The following is a 20,793-nucleotide window of genomic DNA, read 5'->3' as shown; positions in this document are numbered from 1 at the left end:
TCAATACGAGGTTTCAATACATAAGCTCTACTGGCTTAGTTCACTAGCACACTGTTGAGTTCTCAAGCAACACGCTTTGTTTCAAGCGATATTCACAAGCTTTTTGGTCGAGCATGCCGAATCCTACGTTGTTAGTCGTAGGGGGTCGGCGGCCGCTCGTGGGCCGACGCTGAACGTTACCTGGTCCGGTTCGCGGTGTCAACCCGCTCGGCCCTGGTTCCTGACCTCGGGGCTTTCGGCCCCGGCGGCCCGGTGTTCCTGGCGACGAAGAGAAGATTACATGCCCCGGAACCCCCCGAAAACAGGGGGGTCACTTAACGACATCGCCGCAGGTCAGCCGGTGTGAACCCCGGTCATCCGACGGTCTTCAGGTAGCGAGGCGGTTTACGGGCCGGGACGACGCGTTCGAAGTCGGCCGCGTAGGCGAGCACTCGGGCGTCCGTCCACTGCCCCGCCATGAACGAAACCCCAACCGGGAGCTCGCCGACGAAACCGGCCGGCACGGTCACCGCGGGGTAGCCCGAGACCGCGGCCGGGGTCGACGACGGGATCACGTCGTTGTCGCCGGACTTGCAGTCGGTCTTCCAGGCGGGCGGGTTCGTGGGCGCGGCGATCGCGTCGAGGCGGTACTCGGCGAGGGTCTCGTCGATCGAGCGTTTCGCCAGATCGGTCAGCTCACGGCGGTTGGCCAGGTAGCCGGGGTCGGTCGGGCCGGGCGCGGCGAGCGCCTGTTCGAAGAGTTCCTGCCCGGCGAAGCAGGTCTGCTCCAGTGGGTCGGACCGGTTGTAGGCGATCAGCGCGGCGAGGTCGCGCGGGCCTTCGGGACGCGTGGCCAGGTAGCGATCGATGTCCCGGTGGAACTCGGTGAGCAGGGCCGGGAACTCCAGTTCACCGAGCCTGGCCTGGTACGGCGGCGTCACCTCGACGACCTCGGCGCCCGCCTTGACCAGCGAGTTCTTGGTCCGCGTCATCACAGCGTCGACGTCCGGGCCGAGTACCGGCAGCCGCCAGAGCCCGATCCGGGATCCCTTCAGCACGCCGGGCCGCAGGTGCGCGGCGTAGTCGGTCGGCTGGTTCGGCGGGTACGTGCCGGTGGCCGGGTCGCTCGAGTCACGGCCCTGAAGCGCGGACAGGGTCAGCGCGACGTCGACGACGTGCCTGGCCATCGGGCCGGTGGTGTCCTGTTCGGCCGAGATCGGCACCACGCCGGTGCGGCTGACCAGGCCGAGACTCGGTTTGTGCCCCACTGTCGAGGTCATTCCGGCGGGGCAGACGATCGAGCCGTCGGTCTCGCTGCCGATCGCGACCTGGGCGAGCGACGCGGCGACCCCCGCGGCGGATCCGGCGGATGACCCACAGGGGTTGCGATCGAGCACGTACGGGTTGTTCGTCTGCCCACCGATGCCCGACCACCCGGAAGTGGGTTTGGCGGCGCGGAAGTTCGCCCACTCGGACAAGTTCGCCTTGCCGAGGACGACCGCGCCCGCGTCACGAAGACGGCGGATCAAGGTCGCGTCCTTCGCTGGCTTGCTGCGCAGTGCGCGCGAACCCGCCGTCGTCTGCATCGAGCGGGTGTCGACGTTGTCCTTCACCAGGACTGGGATGCCGTCCAGCGGTCCGCGCGTCTTGCCGGCGCGACGCCGGATGTCGCTCTCTGCGGCTTGCACGATCGCGGCCGGATTGACCGCGATGACCGCGTTCACCTGCCGGTCGACCTTGTGGATGCGATCGAGATAAGCCGAGGTCAGACCGACCGCGGTCAGTCGTCCGGAGGACATCCGAGCCTGGAGCGAAGGGATGTCGGCGGCGTCGAGATCGAGAGGTTTTCCGACGGCGGATGCCGCTGGAGCGGCACTCGCCGCGATGGTCGCGGCGACCAACGTCGTCAGAACTCCGAACACCGGCCGCCGCACCATCAGGTCTCCTTCGTCTAGAGAACCGGAAGCAGGGTCCGCAGCTCGTACGGGGTCACCGCGCTGCGGTAGTTATCCCATTCAACACGTTTGTTGCGCAGGAAGAAGTCGTAAACGTGCTCTCCGAGCGCTTCGGGCAGAAGCTCCGATTTTTCCATTTCGGCCAGGGCCTCGCCGAGGTTCTGCGGGAGCTGGGCATACCCGGCCGCGCGGCGCTCGGCATCCGAGAGCTGCCAGATGTTGTCCTCGGCGGGAGGCGGGAGTTCGTAGCCCTTCTCGATGCCCTTGAGTCCGGCGGCCAGGATGACCGAGTACGCCAGATAGGGGTTGCACGCGGAGTCGAGTGTTCGAATCTCCACGCGGCGTGACGACGCCTTGCCCGGCGAGTACATCGGCACCCTGACCAGTGCGGAACGGTTGGCGCGGCCCCACGAAACGGTCGTCGGGGCCTCGCTGCCACTGATCAGCCGTTTGTAGGAGTTCACCCACTGGTTGGTGACCGCCGAGATCTCCTTCGCGTGGTGCAGCAGCCCCGCCACGAAGGCCTTGCCCGTCGCGGACAACTCGTACGGGTCTTCCGCGTCGTAGAAGGCGTTGCGATCGCCCTCGAACAGGCTCACGTGGGTGTGCATCCCGGAGCCCGGCTGGTTGGTGAACGGCTTCGGCATGAAGGTCGCGCGGACACCCTGGGTGAGCGCGACCTCCTTGACGACGTAGCGGAAGGTCATCACGTTGTCGGCCATGGTCAGCGCGTCGGCGTACCGGAGATCGATCTCCTGCTGACCGGGCGCGCCCTCGTGGTGGCTGAACTCGACCGAGATCCCCATCGCCTCGAGCGTCTCGATGGCGTGGCGTCGGAAGTGCGTCGCTGTCGCGTGGCTGGCCTGGTCGAAGTAGCCGCCGTTGTCCGCGGGCTCGGGCTCGCTGCCGTCGTCCGGCAGGCTGGCGAGCAGGAAGAACTCGATCTCAGGGTGGACGTAGCAGGTGAAACCCGCTTCACCCGCTTTCGAGAGCTGCCTGCGCAGGACGTGCCGGGGATCCGCCCAGGACGGGGAGCCGTCGGGCATCGCGATGTCGCAGAACATGCGCGCCGAGTACGGGCCGCCGTCGGGGGTCTCCCAGGGCAGGACCTGGAACGTGGCCGGGTCGGGCTTCGCGACCATGTCGGATTCGTAGACGCGCGCGAACCCTTCGATGGCCGATCCGTCGAAGCCGATTCCCTCGCTGAAGGCGCCCTCGAGTTCGGCGGGCGCCACCGCGACGGACTTGAGGAACCCCAGCACATCCGTGAACCAGAGCCTGACGAAACGGATGTCGCGCTCTTCCAAGGTACGGAGCACGAACTCCTGCTGGCGATCCATGGCCGCACCCTAACGAGAACGTGTTAACGACATGTTTCGCGACGCGCCGATCGACCGGAAGTGGTGGGTCACCCCACGAGAACCGGATCGGGTTTGGCCGCCTTGATGATCGACAGCGAAGCGACCGAAGCGATCAGGGCGAGGCTCGCCGCGATGTACCAAGCGAGGGAGTAGCTACCCGACGAATCGCGGATCGCGCCGGCGCCGAAGGCCGCTAGACCGGCGCCGAGCTGGTGGCTGGCGAAGACCCAGCCGAAGACGATCGGCCCGGCGGCGCCGAATTGCCGGACACAGAGCGCGACGGTGGGTGGAACCGTCGCCACCCAGTCGAGGCCGTAGAAGATGATGAACGCCCACATGCTCGGTTCCACCGTTCCGCTCAACAGTTGCGGTAACAGAGCGAGCGAAACGCCGCGAAGGGCGTAGTAGACGCCGAGCAGGATCCGCGGATCGACGCGGTCGGTGAGCCAGCCGGAGGCGATGGTGCCGACGACGTCGAAGATGCCGACGAGGGCGAGCAGTCCGGCGGCGGTCGTCTGCGGCATGCCGTGGTCGTGCGCCGCGGGCACGAAATGAGTACTGACCAGGCCGTTCGTCGTGGCGCCGCAGATCGCGAAGCCGACAGCGAGCAGCCAGAACGTCCTCGTGCGCGCTGCCGAGCCGAGCACCGAGAGCGCGCGGCGGGCAGAACCACCCGTGCGAGCGACGGGAGCGACTTCGCCGGGCTCCGCGCCATAAGCGGTCGTTCCGACGTCGGACGGGTGATCGCGGACCACCAGGAGGACGACGGGGACGACGGCCAGCGCGGCGATGGCGATGACGAGCGACGCCGTCCGCCAGCCTTCGTCGACGGCGAGGTTCGCCACGATCGGGAGGAAGATCAGCTGGCCGGTGGCGCCCGCCGCGGTGAGGACCCCGGTGACGACGCCGCGGCTGCGGACGAACCAGCGGGCGGCGACCGTGGCGGCGAAACTCATCGCCATCGAGCCGGTGCCGACGCCGACCAGGACGCCCCAGCAGAGGATGAGCTGCCAGCTCGCGTTCATGAACACCGTGCCGCCCGCGCCGATCGCGACGACGAACAACGCCGTCGAGGCGACGCGTCGCATGCCGAAGCGCTCCATGAGAGCTGCCGCGAAGGGCGAGAAGAGGCCGTAGAGAACGAGGTTCACGGAGACGGCCGACGCGATCGTCGCGCGCGACCAGCCGAACTCGTTGTGGAGCGGGTCGATGAGCACGCCGGGAGCCGCGCGGAAACCGGCGGCGGCGAGCAGGGCGATGAATGCGGCGGCGGCGACGAACCACGCGCGGTGGAGCCGGGTCTCTGGTTGCACGAGTACAGCGTCATCGGCGGCGGCTCCCGGCGGAAGCGGCTGGAAGGACACTGTGCGAAAGATTCGGGCCAAGGCCATAGGCTCAGGCCATGCGCTGCCGTCACCTCGTGCCGGCGCTGCTGCTCACGATCGGGCTCATCGGCGGCTGCGCGGGCTCACCCCCGTTGCCGCCTGCCCAGGACTACGTGAGCGCGGCGGCCGACTCCCTCGTCTCGTTGCGCAGCGTGCGGTTCACGCTCGCGGTGAACGGCGTCGTCGCCGGGCTGCCGGTGCGCGGACTCGACGGCGAAGTCAGTCTTGAGGGTGGCGCGATCGGTAATGCCGACCTGCAGGACGACTTCGAACGGATGAAGGTCAAGTACCGGCTGTCCAGCTCGGAGATCACGCTCAGTGAGCCTGGCGGCGAGCGGGTGATCCCGGCTTCCGCGCCCTATACGCCGAAGGCGATGCTCGGGGCCGATGGCGGACTGCGGCGGTTGTTGACCGGGGCGACCGAGCTGCGGGGTGAGCGGTGGGAGCGGGTGCAGGACACCGACTCCTTCCGGATCGCCGCGAAGGTGCCGGCCGCGGTGATCGGCGGGATCGTGCCGGAGATCAAGTCGGACGTGTTCGTGAAACTGTGGATTTCGCGGGACGAGCCGCGGCGGCTGGTGCGGGTGTGGCTGCAGGTGCCGCCGACGAGGCCGGAGGAGTTCGCGGTGATGCTGGAACTGGCGCTGACCAGGCATAACGCGGTGGTCGTCGGGGCGGGGCGGTAGCAAAGGTCCCCCGCTCCCCTTCTGGCGGGAAATGCCTGGTCAGCGGGGTCGGCGGTAGCAAAGGTCCCTTGCTTCCCCGCTAGGAGCAGCGGGCGTCGGGGGCGGGCAGTTCGCCATTGAGCAGGTAAGCGAAGCCGGCGCTGTCGACGCATTCGTTGCCGTCGAGGAACACGGTGTGCTGCGCGCCTTCGAACGTGAGCAAAGCTCCCTTGAGGTCCCGCGCAAGGTTCACGCCGGACGCGTACGGAGTCGCCGGGTCATCGGTGGTCGAGATGATCAGGGGCCGCGGCAGGCCGTCGACGTCCGGCTTGTGGACCTCGGAAGTGGCGGGCACCGGCCACACCGAGCAGATGTCGAGTTCACTCATGTCGGGAGTGCCGCCGGTGAGGAACGGCGCGCCCTGGAGCATCCGCGCGTGGGCGCTGCCGATGACGCGCCTGTCGGTGATCCGCGCGCTGTCGACGCAACGGACCGCGAAGTACACGTCGAGGATGCCGGTGTACCGGCCGTCCGGCTCGCGGCCGTAGTAGTTGTCGGCGAGCGCGACCAGTGCCTTGCCGCTCCCCCGTTTGAGCTCGGTCAACCCGTCGTTGAGGAACTTCCAGGCATCCTGCGAGTACAGTGCGGCGCTGGTCCCGGTGATGGCGTCTTCGAACGAGAGTTCACGAGTCCCCGCGGGCACCGGTTCGGTGATCAGCGGCTGGACCAGGTCCTGGAACGCCTTCGTCACCGCGCCCGCGTCACGGCCGAGCGCGCAATCCGCGCGAGCGGCACACCACTTGCCGAATTCAGCGAACGTGTTCTGGAAGCCCGCCATCTGCGTGACCAGCGACTCGGCGGTGTCGAGTTCGGGATCGACCGCACCGTCGAGGAGCAGCGCCCGCACTTTGTCCGGGTAGGCCTCGGCATAAGCGGTCCCGATCTGCGTGCCGTACGAAAAGCCCAGGTAGGTGAGCTTCTCGTCACCGAGCGCCGAGCGCAGGACGTCGAGATCGCGGACGACATCCCTGGTCCCGATGTTGGCGAGCAGCTCTTTGCCGTGATTCGTACGCTCGGCGCATTTCGCGGCGTACGCCCTGGCGTCAGCGAGCTGCTTCGCGATGCCGCCGGGCGTCGAGTCGCTTTCCGAATCCTCCGCGCGGTCCGCATCGCGTTCGGCGTCGGTGAGGCAGACGAGCTTCGGCTCGCTGGTCCCGACCCCGCGGGGATCGAATCCGACGATGTCGAATCGCTCGGCCAGTGCCGCCGCGGGCCGTGACTTCGCGATCCGCGCCGCGGCCGAGACGCCTGAGCCACCGGGGCCGCCCGGATTGAGGACGAGAGAGCCGATCCGCCGGTCGTTGTTCTTCGCCTTGTGCCGGAGGACGCCGATCGAGATCGTCTCGCCGTCCGGCTTCAAGTAGTCGAGCGGCACGGTGAGCTTCGCGCAGTCGAACGACTTGTCCGTGAAGGATGCGCACGTGCCCCACGCCAGCCCCTGTCGAGTGAACTTCTCGAGTGCCTTCGGGTCCGGCGTCGGTGACGCCGTCGTGGTCGGTGACGCCGACGGCGCGGGCTGCGGTTGCGGTTGATGCGTCGTGCATGAGGCGACCAGCAGGGCGACAACGAGCACGGCCGGGACGCGGCGAAGGCTCATCTCGTGATCTTCGCAGCGTCCCGGCCGGTCATGGCCCTTCGCGCCGAACTCGTTACTTGGCGGTGCAGCGAGTGCCCTCGTCCGGCAGGGTGCCGTTCACCAGGTAGTCGATGCCGATCCGGTCGACGCACGAGACGCCCTGGAGGAACACCGTGTGCTGGTTGCCCTCGAACGTGAGCAAAGCTCCCTTGATCGCTTTCGCGAGGTTGACGCCCGCCTGATAGGGGGTCGCCGGGTCGTTCGTCGTCGAGATGACCAGTGTCTTCGGCAACCCTTCGACGTTCGGCTGGTGCGGCTCCGAGGTGTTCGGCACCGGCCAGAAGGCGCAGGCGTCACGCGCGGAACCGTCCGGCTTGCCGTCGTCGAGGAACGGAGCCGCCTCCGCGTACCGCTTCTGCGCGTCGAGTATCTTCACCGGATCGGTGACTCGCGGGTCGTCGACGCAGCGGATCGCGACGAACGCGTCCTGCGTCGTCCCGTAGCGGCCGTCGGCGCCGCGTTCGTTGTACAGGTCGGCCAGTTTTTCCAGGCCGTCGCCGCGCTGGCGCTTCAGGTCATTGAGCGCGGTGTTCAACGGTTCCCAGAGATCTTCCTGGTAGAGGGCCTGTATCACGCCCGTCGTCGCGTCCTCGTACGACAGTTTCCGGCCGTCATTCACCGGCACCGGGAAGTCGATCAGTGGCCGCACCAGATCCTGGAACGCCTTCGTCGCGCCGGCGGCGTCGCGCCCCACGGCGCAGTCCTCACGCGCGGCGCACCAGTTCGAGAACTCCCCGAACGCCTTGCCGAAGCCCTGCCCCTGCGCGACCAGCGACTCGACCGCGTCCTGCTCCGGGTCGACGGCACCGTCGAGCACCAGCGCACGGACGTTCGCCGGGAACGCCTCGGCATAGGCGGACCCGATCCGTGTTCCGTAGGAGTAGCCGAGGTAGTTCAGCTTCGGCTCGCCGAGGACCGAACGCAGGATGTCCATGTCCTTGACGACGTCACGCGTGCCCAAGTTCGCGAGCATCGCGGAGCCGTGTTCGGTCCGCTCGGCACACTTCGCCGCGAAGTCCTGGGACTCGGCCTCCTGCTTTTTCACCCCCTCGGGTGAACCGTCGGTCTCGCTGTCGTCCGCGCGGTCCGCGTCGCGTTCGGCGTCGGTCAGGCAGCGGACCTGCGGCTGGCTCGCGCCGATGCCGCGCGGGTCGAAACCGACCATGTCGAAGCGTTTACCCAGCTCGTTCGTCGCCGTCCGGGAGGCGAGACCGGCCGCGGCCTGCATCCCGGAGGCGCCGGGGCCGCCGGGGTTGACCACGAGTGCCCCAATCCTTTCGTCGGTTTCGAGCGCCTTCCGGCGCAACAGGCCGAGCGTGATCGAGTCGCCTTCGGGCTTCGCGTAGTCGAGCGGGACGGTCAGGCGGGCACACTGTGCGTCCTTCACTCGAAACGCCGCTTTCGCGTCATCGGATGTCGCGTAGGGTGCACAGTCGGCCCAGGTCAGGCTCTGTCCGTAGAACTTCTCGAGTCCGGCGGGCACCGGTCCGGTCGGAGCATGCGACTCGGTGGCCGGAGGCGGCGGCTGGGTTCTACCCTCTCCCGACGAGCACGCGGCGGCAGTGACGGCGAGCAGGCCGGACAGCGTGATCGCGGCGAATCGACGGGCACGGGACCTGGCGCTGACATGAGTGGACACGGTTGGATCGTGCCATCGGCCGTGGAACTCGGCCGCACCACCACTGCGTTGGTGATACGGGTGCGGACGGCAGAAGAACAGACGGGAGCACAGGGGTGGCAGCACTGATCAGCCGGGTGGGCAAGAAGCTGCGCCGGATCATGCAGCGGCCGGGCAGCGTCGAGCTGACCCGCTACGAAGCGCTGCTGCCGGCCATCGAGAAGCTCGAGCCCGAGTTGGAGAAGCTCTCCGACGAGGAGCTGACAGAGCGGGCAGGCAAGCTTCGGGACGCCGCTGCCTTCGGCAACGACCAGCTGATCGAGGTCTGCGCGCTCGGTCGCGAGGCCGCGCGGCGGGCGCTCGGCGAGCGTGCCTTCGACGTCCAGTTGCTCGGCACGATGGGCCTGCTCAGCGGGCACATCGTGCAGATGGAGACCGGTGAGGGCAAGACGCTGGCCGGTGCGCTGGCCGGCGCCGGGTACGCCTTGCGCGGGAAGCACGTCCACGTCGTCACAGTGAACGACTACCTCGCCCGACGCGACGCGGAGTGGATGGGCCCGATCTACGACCTGCTCGGCGTCTCCGTCGGCTGGGTCGAGCCCGCTCACTCCCGCGACGAGCGCCGCGAGGCGTACGCGAAGGAGGTCACGTACGGCGCCGTCAGCGAGATCGGCTTCGACGTGCTGCGCGACCGCCTGGTGACCCGCGAAGAGGACCTGGTCCAGCGCGAGCCCGAGGTGGCGATCGTCGACGAGGCGGACTCCGTGCTGGTCGACGAGGCCCGCGTGCCGCTGGTGATGGCGGGATCGATCGACCACACCGACGCCGACGAAGAGGTCGCGAACATCGTCCGGCGACTGCGGCTCGGGCTGCACTACGAGACCGACGCCGACGGCCGCAACGCCTGGCTGACCAAGGCGGGCGCTTCGGTGGTCGAGAAGGCCCTCGGCGACGACATCAACCTTTACGACGAGACCGGCTCGGACAGGCTGCCCGCGGTGAACGTGGCGCTGCACGCGCATGCGCTGCTCACCCGTGACGTCGACTACCTCGTGCGCGACGGCAAAGTGCAGCTGATCAACGCCGCGCGCGGCCGCGTCGCCGAACTGCAGCGCTGGCCGGACGGCCTCCAGGCCGCCGTCGAAGCGAAGGAGCAGGTCAAGGCGACCGACCGGGGCGAGATCCTCGACTCGATCACCGTGCAGGCGCTGCTCGCGCGGTACCCAGAGGTCGCGGGGATGACCGGTACCGCGGTCGCGGTCGCCGAGCAGCTGCGCGAGTTCTACAAGCTCGAGGTGGCGGTCATCCCGCCGAACACGCCGAACATCCGTGAGGACCAGGAGGACCGGATCTTCGGATCGCCGTCGCAGAAGCTGCGCGCGATCGAGGAGGAGATCCGGCGGGTGCACGAGACCGGGCGGCCGATCCTCGTCGGCACCCAGGACGTCGCCGAATCCGAAGAGCTGGCCGAGAAGCTGGCGAAGGTCGACCTCGAATGCGTCGTGCTCAACGCGCGCAACGATGCCGAGGAAGCCGCCATCATCGCCGACGCCGGCAAGAAGGGCGCGGTCACCGTCTCGACCCAGATGGCGGGCCGAGGCACCGACATCCGGCTGGGCGGCAAGGACGGCGACGGCCGCGATGAGGTCGTCGAGCTGGGCGGCCTGCACGTGATCGGCACCGCCCGCTATCCGTCGAGCAGGCTGGACGGCCAGCTGCGCGGCCGGTCCGGACGACAGGGCGACCCGGGCAGCGCGGTGTTCTTCGCCAGCCTGAACGACGAACTCGTGCTGTCGAACGCGCCGGACATCCCCGAAGGCATCAGCTCCGACGTGGGCAGCGGCGAGATCGTCGACCCGGCGGCGCTGCGGCAGATCAACCACGCGCAGCGCGTCGCCGAGGGTGTCGACCTGGAGATCCACCGGAACACCTGGCGCTACACGCGGCTGATCGAGCGGCAGCGCGGCGAACTGCTCGAGCACCGGGACAAGGTGCTGCGGACCGCGCACGCGGCGGAGGTGCTGGAGAAGGCGCACCCGGAGAAGTTCAAGGAGCTTTCGGATAAGGTCGACGACGAGGCTCGCGTCGAACAGCTGTGCCGGGAGATTCTGCTGTTCCACATCGATCAGCTGTGGTCGGACCACCTGGCGTTCCTGACCGACGTGCGGGAGAGCATCCACCTGCGGGCGCTGGCGCGGGAGACGCCGATCGACGAATTCCACCGCGCGGCGATCCCCGAGTTCCACAAGATCATCCCGGAGGCGGCCGAGCGGGCGGCGAAGACGCTCGAGGAGGCCGAGATCACCGATAACGGGATCGACCTCGGTGACGCGGGCGTGCGGCGGGCGAACACGACGTGGACCTACCTGGTGCACGACAACCCGTTCGACTCCGACTTCGAGCAGACCATCAAGAAGGTGCGGAGCATGATCAAGCGGAAGTAGCGCGGGTCCTGAGGGGGAGCGGGGGACCTTTGCTGTCACTCTCTTTTGGAGAGCGACAGCAAAGGTCCCCCGCTCTCTTTTCGCACCGGTCAAACCCAGGTGGGCGATTCGGCACATCCGGTCGTCCCCGCGGACGCCGGTGGGTGAGAATGACGGCATGCCGCAACTGCGCATCGCACTGGCCCAGGTCAACACCACCGTCGGGGACCTCGAAGGCAACGCCGAGCTCACCGTCGAGTGGACTCGCAAGGCCGCCGAAGCAGGCGCCCACATCGTCGTCTTCCCGGAGATGTCCCTCACCGGTTACCCCGTCGAGGACCTCTCCCTCCGCCCGACCTTCGCCTCCGCCTCGAAGCAGATGGTCGAAGCGCTCGCCCGGCGGCTCGAAGAAGCCGGTTGTGGCGAGGTGCTCACCTACATCGGGTACCTCGATCTGGACGAGACCGGCCCGCGCGACGCGGCGGCCGCGCTGTACCGCGGCGAAGTGGTCGCCCGCCAGTTCAAGCATCACCTGCCCAACTACGGCGTCTTCGACGAGCACCGCTGGTTCAAGCCGGGCCATGATCTCGAGGTCGTCCGCTTCCACGGCGTCGACGTCGGCATGGTGATCTGCGAGGACGTCTGGCAGGACGGCGGCCCGATCTCCGCGCTGGGCAAGGCCGGGGTGGACCTCGTGGTCGCACCCAACGCTTCGCCTTACGAGCGTGCGAAGGACGACATCCGCCTGCCGCTCATCGCCCGCCGCGCGGCCGAGGCCGGGGCGCCGCTGGTGTACACGAACCAGATCGGCGGTCAGGACGACCTCGTCTTCGACGGCGACTCGATCGTGGTCGGCGCGGACGGCCGGTTGCTGGCGCGCGCGCCGCAGTTCGTCGAGCACCTGCTCGTCGTCGACACGGACCTGGTCGCCGGCGGGCACACCGCCGAAGGCGAGTTCGAAGGCCTCCGGGTCAAGCGCCGCGTTCTCAGCGAAGATCCGGTTCCTGCGTACAGCCCGAGCACCGAGTCCGCGATCAGCGAGCCGCTGTCGGACGAAGCCGAGGTGTGGCACGCGCTCGTCGTCGGTCTGCGCGACTACGTGCACAAGAACGGCTTCTCGTCGGTGACGTTCGGGTTCTCCGGCGGTATCGACTCCGCGGTGGTGGCGGCGCTGGCAGCCGACGCGCTGGGCGGCGACAACGTCTACGGCGTTTCAATGCCTTCGGAGTACTCCTCGGAGCACTCGAAAGACGATGCCGAAGACCTCGCCCGCCGGATCGGCGCGCACTATCGCGTCGAGCCGATCGCGGACATGGTCAAGGTCTACGTCGAGCAGCTTCAGCTGACCGGCCTCGCCGAGGAGAACATCCAGGCCCGTGTCCGCGGCATGCTGCTGATGGCACTGTCCAACCAGGATGGTCACCTGGTGCTCGCCACCGGCAACAAGACCGAACTCGCCGTCGGCTACTCGACGATCTACGGCGACGCCGTCGGGGCCTTCGCGCCGATCAAGGACCTGTTCAAGACGCACGTCTGGCACCTGGCCAAGTGGCGCAACGCGGAAGCCGAGAAGAACGGCGAAACCCCGCCGATCCCGGAGAACTCGATCACCAAACCGCCGTCGGCGGAGCTGCGGCCGGGTCAGCTGGACAGCGACTCGCTGCCCGACTACCTGATGCTCGACGACATCCTCGACGACTACATCGAGGGCGACCGCGGTTACGTCGACCTGGTCGACGCGGGCTTCGAGCCGGAGACCATCGACCGCGTGGTGCGGATGGTCGACAAGGCCGAATACAAGCGCCGCCAGTACCCGCCGGGCACCAAGATCACGTTCAAGGCGTTCGGGCGGGACCGGCGGCTGCCGATGACCAACGGCTGGCGAGAGGGGACTGTCGTGACCCGCTCAGCTCAGCGCGACCTGCTTCCCCGCTGAGTTCGTCAGCACGGCCACCAGGCCGGGCTCCGTGTCACGCCGGACGAGCATGTCCATCCCGAGCGCGCGGACCGCGGATTCGACCGCGGCTGGCTCGGGATGGACACCGGTGACCATGAGCAGCGGGATCGACGGGAGCCCTCGTGTCGTCGGATGCGGGGTGCTCCCCCAGTCGATGAGGAAGGGCGCGAGCCCGCCTAGATCACCCGCACCGGTGAGACGCCAGGTCAGCAGTTCACCGTCGTCGGTGGTCCGCGACATCTCGGACGCTTCGCCCGGGTCGTAACCACGTTCGCGCGCTTCGGCGATCGCCTCGTCGATGCCTTCGACGCGCGCGGCCCAGGTGATCAGGGCGGGAGCGGTCAGCTCGTCGATGCCGAACGGGCGCGGTCCGACGTGCTCGGGTTGATCCGGGTCGGGGCCGACCACCTCGAGATAGGCGCCGGCTCCCAGATCGGCCAGGTAGTTGGCCGTACCGAAACCGACGTGCCTTCCGCCGCGTACAGGCGTGACGCCGGTCAGCTCGGCGACGCGCGCGACGGCCTCTTCGAGGTCCGGCCCGGCGTAGACGAGGTGATCCAGCACGAGGTCGCTCATGCCCATACTCCTACCGCAGCGACGGCTCCGGCGGCAGCGCGGCATGGTCTTGAACCCGAAACTGTCGGACCGCGCTCGTACCCTGGACCCATGACGGCACCGGGCTACTCCGTGTTCGGCACCGCGATCGGCGACTGCGGCATCGCGTGGAGCGAACGCGGGGTCATCGCGGTCCAGCTACCCGAGGGCAGTGAAGAGAGGACGAGGGCGCGACTGACCGCGCGCCTTCCCGAAGCAGCCGAATCCACACCGCCGGGCGAGATTCAGCGCGCGATCGACGGGATCGTCTCGTTGATGGACGGCAAGCGCACGGATCTCACCGATGTCGGCCTCGACTACGAAGGAGTACCGGACTTCCACCACCGGGTGTACGAGTTCATCCGCTCGATCCCAGCGGGCAAGACGCTGACCTACGGCGACATCGCGAACATCCTCGGCATGCCCGGCGGCGCGCAGGCCGTGGGGCAGGCGATGGGCCGGAACCCGTTCCCGATCATCGTGCCGTGCCACCGCGTACTCGCCGCGGGCGGCAAGGATGGTGGCTTCTCCGCGCGCGGAGGGGTCGCCACCAAGCGCCGGATGCTGGTCATCGAAGGCGCTTTGGCGGACGAACCGACGTTGTTCTAGTCGTTTTGGGCCGGTGACCAGGGCTTGAGCCACGGCGTCTCCGGCCAGCCTTCCGCGGCGGCCATCAGCGGGATCGCCGTCGCGCCGTCGATGTGCTCGCGGATGATGTCGGCGTGCCCGGCGTGCCGCGCGGTCTCCTCGATGAGATGGAGCAGCACCCAGCGGACCGACCACGCGTCGACGTCCTGCGGGTACCAGGGCACACCCTTCGGCACCGGGACCGGCTGGCCGAGGTCGGCGATACCGGCGATGACGTCCGAGGTGCGGCGGGCGACCTCGTCGTAGCGCGCGAGGACGCTTTCGACCGTCTCTTCCGGCGTCATCACGTAACCGGCTTCGTACTCCTTCATCGCCTCGTCCATCGGCTTCGAGGGCTTCTGGAGAAGGATGTCGATCCAGCCGTCTTCCGTGCTCGCGGTGTGCTTGATCAGGCCACCGACACTCAGTGAGCTTCTGGTGGGGACGGCTCTGGCCTGTTCTTCGGTGAGGCCGTGCGCAGCGATCCGCAGGACATGGCGCTGCTGCTCCAGGTAGGCGAGGAGACCTTCGCGCTCGTCGGCGACCGGGGACACGTTTCCAGCCATGGTGGCTCCTTCCGTCGGGAAGAGGATCATGGCATCCGGCACCGGCTTTCCGGGGCGATTCGGCCTGGAAGAGAGCAAGGGACCTTTGCTCTCGTTCGTCTCGACATTGAGAGAAGTGAGAGCAAAGGTCCCTTGCTCCCCCACTACCCCTGAGGCCGGACGAACGGGAACAGCACCGTCTGCCGGATCGACGCCCCGGTCAGCATCATCAGCAGCCGGTCGACGCCGATGCCGAGCCCACCGGTCGGCGGCATGCCGTGTTCGAGCGCGAGCAGGAAGTCCTCGTCCAGTTCCATCGCCTCGACGTCCCCGCTCGCCGCGCGCAGAGACTGGGCTTCCAGCCGCCGCCGCTGTTCGAGCGGGTCGGTCAGCTCGGTATAGGCCGTGCCGACCTCGGAGCCGAAAGCGATCAGGTCCCAGCGCTCGGCCAGCCGCGGGTCCACGCGATGTTGCCGGGTCAGCGGCGAGACGTCGGTCGGGTAGTCGGTGTAGAACGTCGGCATCACGGTCGCGCCTTCGACCAGGTGCTCGTGCGCCTTCAGCACGAGATCGCCGTGCCCGGCCTCCTCGTTCACCGGCACTCCCGCCGCGCGGCACAGCCGCTGGAGTTCGGCGACCGAGGTACTCGCGTCGACCTTCTCCCCGAGCGCCACCGAGACTGCTTCGTGGACCGGGATCACCGGCCAGTCACCGGAGATGTCGTACTCGACGACCTTCCCGTTCGGCCCTGGACGGCGAACGACCTGCGCGCCGTACGCGGCCTCCGCGGCGCATTGCACGAGCTCGCGCGTCAGCGTCCGCATCGTGTTGTAGTCGGCGTACGCCTGATACGCCTCCAGCATGGTGAATTCGGGGTTGTGCGTCGCGTCGACACCTTCGTTGCGGAAGTTCCGGTTCAGCTCGAAAACCCGCTCGACACCGGCCACGCACAGCCGCTTCAGGTACAGCTCCGGCGCGATCCGCAGGTACATGCGCATGTCGTAGGCGTTGATGTGGGTGATGAACGGGCGCGCGTTGGCGCCGCCGTGCACGGTCTGCAGCATCGGCGTCTCGACTTCGAGGTAGTCGCCCTGGTGCAACCTTTCCCGCACGGCGCGCACCACGGTCGAGCGCATCCGCAGCATCGCCGTCGAATCCGGGTTCACCGCGAGGTCGAGGTAACGCTGCCGCACCCGCGTCTCCGGGTCGGTGAGGCCCTTTCGCTTGTCCGGCAATGGATGCAGACTCTTCGCCGTGACGGTCCATTCATCGACGAGCACGGAGAGCTCACCGCGCCGCGACGTCACGACCTGCCCGCTCACGCCGACGTGGTCGCCGAGGTCGACGCCCCGCCGCCAGCCGCCGAGGTCGAGCACGGAGGCGTCGAGCATCAGCTGGATCTCACCGCTGAAATCCTTGACCCGTGCGAAGCAGAGTCCGCCGAGATTGCGCATCGCGAGCACCCGGCCGGCGACGCTGACCCGATGGCCGGTGTGGGTGTCCGGGCTCAGATCGCCGAACTTCGAGACGACGTCCCCAAGCAGATCCTTCCGCGCGAAACCGACCGGATAGGGGTCGATCCCGGCTTCCCGCAAGCGATCCAGCTTCGCCATCCGCACGCGGACCTGGTCGGGGCGCCGCACCTGTTTCGGCGCGGGAGTGGCCGCGTTCGCTTCGATGCGGTGGACCTCGGCGACGAATTCTTCGGTGACCGTCTCCAGTTTCAGTGCCCGTGCCGACCGTCCTGTCGGTACGAATCCTTCGAGCGCGCCGGCGACGATGCCGACCCGCGGCAGCCGTCGAGCCGAGGAATAGCACAGGAAACGCGGTTCCCAGTCGGGGCCGTACTTGGCGTTGGACCGATAGAGCGATTCCAGCTGGAAGAAACGCGACGCCATGCTGAGCACGCCGCGCCAGGCGCGCAGCACCGGGCCCGCCCCGATCCGCTCCCCCTCGGAGAACACCGCGCGGAACATCGCGAAATTCAGTGAAATCCGTTGCGCGCCAAGGTGCGAACTCGCGGCCACGACCTCGGCGACCATGTATTCGTTGAGCCCGTTTTCGGCGTCGCGGTCACGCCGCATCAGGTCGAGGGACAGGCCGCGACGGCCCCACGGCACGAACGACAGCATGCCGCGAAGCTCACCCTTGGCGTCGTACGCCTCCACCATCACGCTGCGGCCGTCGCTCGGATCACCGAGCCTGCCGAGCGCCATCGAGAACCCGCGTTCGGTCTCCGCGCCGCGCCACTGCTGCGCGTGCAGCAACAGCCCTGCCATTTCGTCGGCTGGGATTTCGCTGTGCCGCCGGACTTTCGTGGTGTATCCGGCGCGTTCGATCCGTTTGACCGCTTGCCGGACCGAGCGGCGTTCCGGACCGGCGAGGCTGAAGTCACGGACGTCGAGGACCGCTTCGTCCCCGATTTCCAGCGCGCGCAGGCCCGCGTCGGCATAGACCTTCGCACCGCGTTCGCTCGCGCCGAGCACGCCGGGGGTCCAGCCGTAGGTGCGCGCTTCGTTCAGCCAGGCGCGGACCGCGTCGGCCCAAGCGTCGGGATCACCGATGGGGTCCGCGCTCGCGACACTCGTGCCCGCGAGCACGCGGTAAGCCACGGCGGCGCGGCCGTTGGGCGAGAAGACGACACTCTTCTCGCGCCTGGTGGCGAAATAACCCAGTGAGTCGTCTTCGCCGTATTCGGCCAGAAGGCGACGTACGCGCAGTTCTTCCTCGTCCGTCCTCAAGCGACGGCTGCGCACACCGCGGAAGAGCGTGTACAACGCGGCCGTCGCGACGGCTGTCGCGCTGAGGTCGAGCACGAGGTCGAGCCAGGCAGGTCCTTCGCCGATGCCGACCCGGCGCAGCTGGATGTTCTCCCCGGTCGTGTGGTTGACGACCCAGGCGAACCGCGCCCAGGTGTCGGCGAGACGACCAGGGAAGGCTTCGCTCAAACCCCAGCCGACGAGAATGACCGCGGCCAGGCCGCCCAACAGCACCGTGAAGCCGTCGCGCCAGGCGCCGGGCGCGAGCCGGGCGGGGAACGCGGGACGCAGGATCCAGAGGAACGCGATCATGCCGATCGAGATCAGGTCGGCGATGGCCAGCACCCACACCTGATGCGGAATGTGCCGGACCTGCCACGGCCCCAGTTTCAGCAGTTCGGGCCACCACAACAGAGCGGACTGATAGGCCAGCGTCACCGCCAGGCCGCCGACCTGGAACAGCAGCAGCGTGTAAAGGGCGGCGCGTTTGCGGCGGCGGAGCGCGGCGCCGAGGACGACGAGCAGCAGAACGATCACGAGGCTCGCGTTCGTCGGGATGCTCAGTGCCGAGAAGGCGATGTCACCCGTCCTGAGCACCGGCCCCTTCACGCCGCCGGCGAGCAGGAGGATCACCGAGAACACGGCCGCGAGCTGCACGAGGGTGGCGACGATTCCGCCCGCCCTCGCCTTCCACGGCGAGACTCGGCTCACTGGGTTTCCCATTCTGGTCCTTCGCGGTACACACAGGCGATCGACAGCTGCACTTACTTGACGTCACACAACGCCGTGTGGTTGTCAACGATCATCATCCTCTGGTCTGATTTTCCTCATCCACAGGTGTGACGCCGCGGTGTGAAGCTGGTCGCAGGGCCTTGGGAGCGGTATCTCCACATGTCACGCTTTGTCCTGTTCAGCTCCACGACCCGGGGACCTCTTCGAAGGCCTCGAGGGAAGGACGGTCGACAAGGATGTCTGCCACCGAAAAGGATTCCGACGAGCTCACCGCTCCGTACGGGACCGGCGCGGCGCCCCAGGCCACATCTGGGAAGAAGGTCCGCGTACATCACCTTCGCGACATGAAGGAGCGCGGCGAAGCCTGGCCGATGCTCACCGCCTACGACATGTACACCGCCGCACTGTTCGACGAAGTGGGCATCCCCGTGTTGCTCGTCGGCGATTCCGCCGCGAACAATGTCTTCGGCTACGACACATCGCTTCCGGTGACCGTGGACGAGTTGCTTCCGTTGGTCCGGGCGGTGACCCGATCGGTGAAGCGGGCGCTGGTCGTGGCCGATCTGCCGTTCGGCTCGTATCAGCTCTCACCGCAGCAGGCGCTGGAGACGTCGGTGCGGTTCATGAAGGAAGGCCGCGCGCACGCGGTGAAACTCGAAGGCGGCCGGAAATTCGCTCCGCACGTCGAGGCACTGACGTCGGCCGGTGTTCCCGTGATGGGACATATCGGATTCACGCCGCAGAGTGAACACAATCTGGGCGGCTACCGCGTCCAGGGACGCGGCGAAGCGGCCGAAGCGCTGCTCGCCGACGCGCTCGCCCTGGAGGAAGCCGGCGCCTTCGCGGTCGTCATGGAGATGGTGCCCGCCGAAGCGGCGAAGCGGATCACGCACGAACTGAAGATTCCGACCGTCGGCATCGGCGCCGGGCCGGACTGCGACGCGCAGGTGCTCGTCTGGCAGGACATGGCCGGGCTTCGACGCGGCAAGACGCCTCGCTTCGTGAAGAAGTACGCCGACCTCGCCGGGGTGCTGGCCGGGGCCGCGTCAGCGTTCGCGGAGGACGTCCGGCGAGGCGAATTCCCGGCTTCGGAGCACTCGTTCCACGACTGACCCGCCTCTGAACTGCAAAAGGATAGCAAGGGACCTTTGCTACCACTCCCGTCGAGGAGCGCGGTAGCAAAGGTCCCTTGCTCCCCTCGCTGCGACTGCGTGGGATACCGACACGGTCGGTCAGCACCACTACGCGGAGTGCGGGGTGTGTGGAATCAGGGACACTCAACGTCCCTGATTCCACACACCCCACCCGCGGTAGCAAAGGTCCCTTGCTCGCTTTACAGGTGGTCCTTGCGGGGCGACCATCCTTTAGTTGTTCACATATATGAACTTCAATCATGTCCTTGACTCACGTTCGTAAAGAGGCTTAACGTCTAGCCCGTCGCCGCCACGACCGAGCTTTCGATCCCTCGACGAGGAGGACCACGGATGCGTGTTCGTGAGCGGTTTCTGGCCATCACGACCGGTGCAGCCCTGCTGTCGACGCTGGCGGCGTACCCGGCTCAGGCCGCGACGGTCCGCGTAGAGACTTCGGAGCAGCTGACGGCGGCGCTCGCTTCGGTCACTCCGGGCACCGTCATCGAACTCGCCGCCGACACGACCTTTGCGGGCAACTTCAAGGCGGCGAAGAGCGGCACCTCCAGCAGCCGTATCACGCTGAAAGGTCCGCGAAGCGCGGTCATCAAGGCCTCGGCCGGCCGAACACTCGAACTGACCGGCAGCTACTGGAACCTGACCGGCTTCACCCTCACCGGTGGCCAGAAGGGCCTGATGGCGACGGGCGTCAAGAACACCGTCGTCGACGGCATCAAGGTCACCGGTGTCGGTCACGAAGGTATCCATTTCCAGTACACGAGCACCGACAACATCGTGAAGAACTCAGAGGTGACCGACACCGGCCGCGAGTACGCGGGCTACGGCGAAGGCATCTACTTCGGTTCCGCGAACGGCAACTGGCCCGGCGGCACGCCCGACCGGAGCGACCGCAACAAGGCGCTGAACAACAAGATCGGCCCGAACGTGCGAGCCGAGTCGATCGACATCAAGGAAGGCACCACCGGAGGCGAACTGCGCGGCAACGTCTTCGACGGGACCGGGCAGAGCGGCGAGCACTTCGCCGACAGCTGGGTGGACATGAAGGGCAACGACTACGTGGTCGCGGACAACCGGGGCAGCAAGGTCTTCGTGCACGACGCGACCTACGGCGGCTTCGAGGTCCATGTCCAGCTCGACGGTTGGGGCCGCGGCAACACCTTCTCCAGCAACACCGCGGACGTGCAGTCCAGCTACGCGTACGGCTTCTATCTCGTGAAGGCCGCGACGGGCAACAAGGTCTGCGCGAGCAACAAAGTGACCGGTGCCGGGAAGGGATTCGCGAACGTGGCCGCCACGGCGGGCTGCTGACGCGACCGAAGACCGGGGGCCCGCTCAGCCCGGCGGCG

The 20,793-nt window shown here is 67.8% G+C and carries 14 protein-coding genes; 6 read left to right on the top strand and 8 right to left on the bottom strand.

Features of this window, described 5'->3' with window-relative positions; all coding sequences use genetic code 11:
- Nucleotides 1–353: 353 nt before the first annotated feature.
- The 3 genes from H074_RS37440 to H074_RS37430 all read right to left on the bottom strand — a co-directional run bounded on the left by H074_RS37440 (nt 354) and on the right by H074_RS37430 (nt 4,608).
- Nucleotides 354–1,916 carry an amidase gene (locus H074_RS37440; RefSeq protein WP_007035312.1) on the bottom strand — a complete coding sequence of 521 codons (1,563 nt, stop codon included), beginning with the start codon at nt 1,914–1,916 and terminating at the stop codon, nt 354–356.
- A 14-nt stretch (nt 1,917–1,930) separates the two neighbouring features.
- Complete coding sequence (glnA, locus tag H074_RS37435; RefSeq protein ID WP_007035311.1) at nt 1,931–3,274, bottom strand: type I glutamate--ammonia ligase; 1,344 nt, start codon at nt 3,272–3,274, stop codon at nt 1,931–1,933.
- 68 nt (nt 3,275–3,342) lie between these two features.
- Nucleotides 3,343–4,608, bottom strand: coding sequence for an MFS transporter (locus H074_RS37430; protein ID WP_039924487.1), 1,266 nt, complete (start codon nt 4,606–4,608; stop codon nt 3,343–3,345).
- An 89-nt stretch (nt 4,609–4,697) separates the two neighbouring features.
- Here H074_RS37430 and H074_RS37425 point away from each other — a divergent pair, with 89 nt between their 5' ends.
- Complete coding sequence (locus H074_RS37425; protein ID WP_007035309.1) at nt 4,698–5,366, top strand: LppX_LprAFG lipoprotein; 669 nt, start codon at nt 4,698–4,700, stop codon at nt 5,364–5,366.
- Nucleotides 5,367–5,445: 79 nt separating this feature from the next.
- On the opposite strand, the gene H074_RS37420 is transcribed toward H074_RS37425, so the two are convergent.
- Nucleotides 5,446–7,002, bottom strand: a complete 1,557-nt coding sequence (locus H074_RS37420; protein ID WP_007035308.1) for an alpha/beta hydrolase — start codon at nt 7,000–7,002, stop codon at nt 5,446–5,448.
- Nucleotides 7,003–7,054: 52 nt separating this feature from the next.
- A complete protein-coding gene (locus H074_RS37415; protein ID WP_200865858.1) occupies nt 7,055–8,626 on the bottom strand; it encodes an alpha/beta hydrolase in 1,572 nt (523 codons plus the stop codon).
- Nucleotides 8,627–8,775: 149 nt separating this feature from the next.
- Between H074_RS37415 and secA2 the strand changes: the two genes are divergently transcribed.
- Together secA2 and H074_RS37405 are read left to right on the top strand one after the other, a co-directional pair.
- Nucleotides 8,776–11,103, top strand: a complete 2,328-nt coding sequence (gene secA2, locus H074_RS37410; RefSeq protein WP_007035306.1) for an accessory Sec system translocase SecA2 — start codon at nt 8,776–8,778, stop codon at nt 11,101–11,103.
- A gap of 157 nt (nt 11,104–11,260) precedes the next feature.
- Entirely contained in the window at nt 11,261–13,018 is a 1,758-nt protein-coding gene (locus H074_RS37405) for an NAD+ synthase (protein ID WP_007035305.1), read from the top strand.
- Here H074_RS37405 and H074_RS37400 read toward each other — a convergent pair.
- A complete protein-coding gene (locus H074_RS37400; RefSeq protein WP_007035304.1) occupies nt 12,989–13,615 on the bottom strand; it encodes a VOC family protein in 627 nt (208 codons plus the stop codon). The two genes, H074_RS37405 and H074_RS37400, sit on opposite strands and share 30 nt — an antisense overlap.
- A gap of 90 nt (nt 13,616–13,705) precedes the next feature.
- Between H074_RS37400 and H074_RS37395 the strand changes: the two genes are divergently transcribed.
- On the top strand, nt 13,706–14,242 hold the full coding sequence (locus H074_RS37395; RefSeq protein WP_007035303.1) for a methylated-DNA--[protein]-cysteine S-methyltransferase: 537 nt from the start codon (nt 13,706–13,708) through the stop codon (nt 14,240–14,242).
- Here H074_RS37395 and H074_RS37390 read toward each other — a convergent pair.
- The gene (locus tag H074_RS37390; RefSeq protein ID WP_039924495.1) at nt 14,239–14,826 is read right to left on the bottom strand and encodes a DinB family protein; all 588 of its coding nucleotides are present in this window, start codon (nt 14,824–14,826) and stop codon (nt 14,239–14,241) included. The genes H074_RS37395 and H074_RS37390 overlap by 4 nt on opposite strands.
- Nucleotides 14,827–14,969: 143 nt before the next feature.
- Nucleotides 14,970–18,287: a bifunctional lysylphosphatidylglycerol synthetase/lysine--tRNA ligase LysX gene (gene lysX / locus H074_RS37385; protein ID WP_039924485.1), complete on the bottom strand. Its 3,318-nt coding sequence runs from the start codon at nt 18,285–18,287 to the stop codon at nt 14,970–14,972.
- A gap of 245 nt (nt 18,288–18,532) precedes the next feature.
- Here lysX and panB point away from each other — a divergent pair, with 245 nt between their 5' ends.
- Nucleotides 18,533–19,408 carry a 3-methyl-2-oxobutanoate hydroxymethyltransferase gene (gene panB / locus H074_RS37380; RefSeq protein WP_007035300.1) on the top strand — a complete coding sequence of 292 codons (876 nt, stop codon included), beginning with the start codon at nt 18,533–18,535 and terminating at the stop codon, nt 19,406–19,408.
- A gap of 372 nt (nt 19,409–19,780) precedes the next feature.
- A complete protein-coding gene (locus tag H074_RS37375; protein WP_007035299.1) occupies nt 19,781–20,755 on the top strand; it encodes a right-handed parallel beta-helix repeat-containing protein in 975 nt (324 codons plus the stop codon).
- Nucleotides 20,756–20,793: the final 38 nt, after the last annotated feature.

The sequence above is a fragment of the Amycolatopsis decaplanina DSM 44594 genome, from assembly GCF_000342005.1.
GTDB lineage: Bacteria > Actinomycetota > Actinomycetes > Mycobacteriales > Pseudonocardiaceae > Amycolatopsis > Amycolatopsis decaplanina.
Note: the sequence above shows the minus strand (reverse complement) of the source record. Positions and strands in the feature narration are given on the sequence as shown.

Excerpts from the sequence above, each read along its gene's own strand:
- H074_RS37440 (WP_007035312.1), bottom strand. The coding sequence starts at position 1,916 with ATGGTGCGGCGGCCGGTGTTCGGAGTTCTGACGACGTTGGTCGCCGCG.
- glnA (WP_007035311.1), bottom strand. The coding sequence starts at position 3,274 with ATGGATCGCCAGCAGGAGTTCGTGCTCCGTACCTTGGAAGAGCGCGAC.
- H074_RS37425 (WP_007035309.1), top strand. The coding sequence starts at position 4,698 with ATGCGCTGCCGTCACCTCGTGCCGGCGCTGCTGCTCACGATCGGGCTC.
- H074_RS37420 (WP_007035308.1), bottom strand. The coding sequence starts at position 7,002 with ATGAGCCTTCGCCGCGTCCCGGCCGTGCTCGTTGTCGCCCTGCTGGTC.
- H074_RS37405 (WP_007035305.1), top strand. The coding sequence starts at position 11,261 with ATGCCGCAACTGCGCATCGCACTGGCCCAGGTCAACACCACCGTCGGG.
- H074_RS37400 (WP_007035304.1), bottom strand. The coding sequence starts at position 13,615 with ATGAGCGACCTCGTGCTGGATCACCTCGTCTACGCCGGGCCGGACCTC.
- H074_RS37395 (WP_007035303.1), top strand. The coding sequence starts at position 13,706 with ATGACGGCACCGGGCTACTCCGTGTTCGGCACCGCGATCGGCGACTGC.
- H074_RS37390 (WP_039924495.1), bottom strand. The coding sequence starts at position 14,826 with ATGGCTGGAAACGTGTCCCCGGTCGCCGACGAGCGCGAAGGTCTCCTC.
- lysX (WP_039924485.1), bottom strand. The coding sequence starts at position 18,287 with ATGGGAAACCCAGTGAGCCGAGTCTCGCCGTGGAAGGCGAGGGCGGGC.
- panB (WP_007035300.1), top strand. The coding sequence starts at position 18,533 with ATGTCTGCCACCGAAAAGGATTCCGACGAGCTCACCGCTCCGTACGGG.
- H074_RS37375 (WP_007035299.1), top strand. The coding sequence starts at position 19,781 with ATGCGTGTTCGTGAGCGGTTTCTGGCCATCACGACCGGTGCAGCCCTG.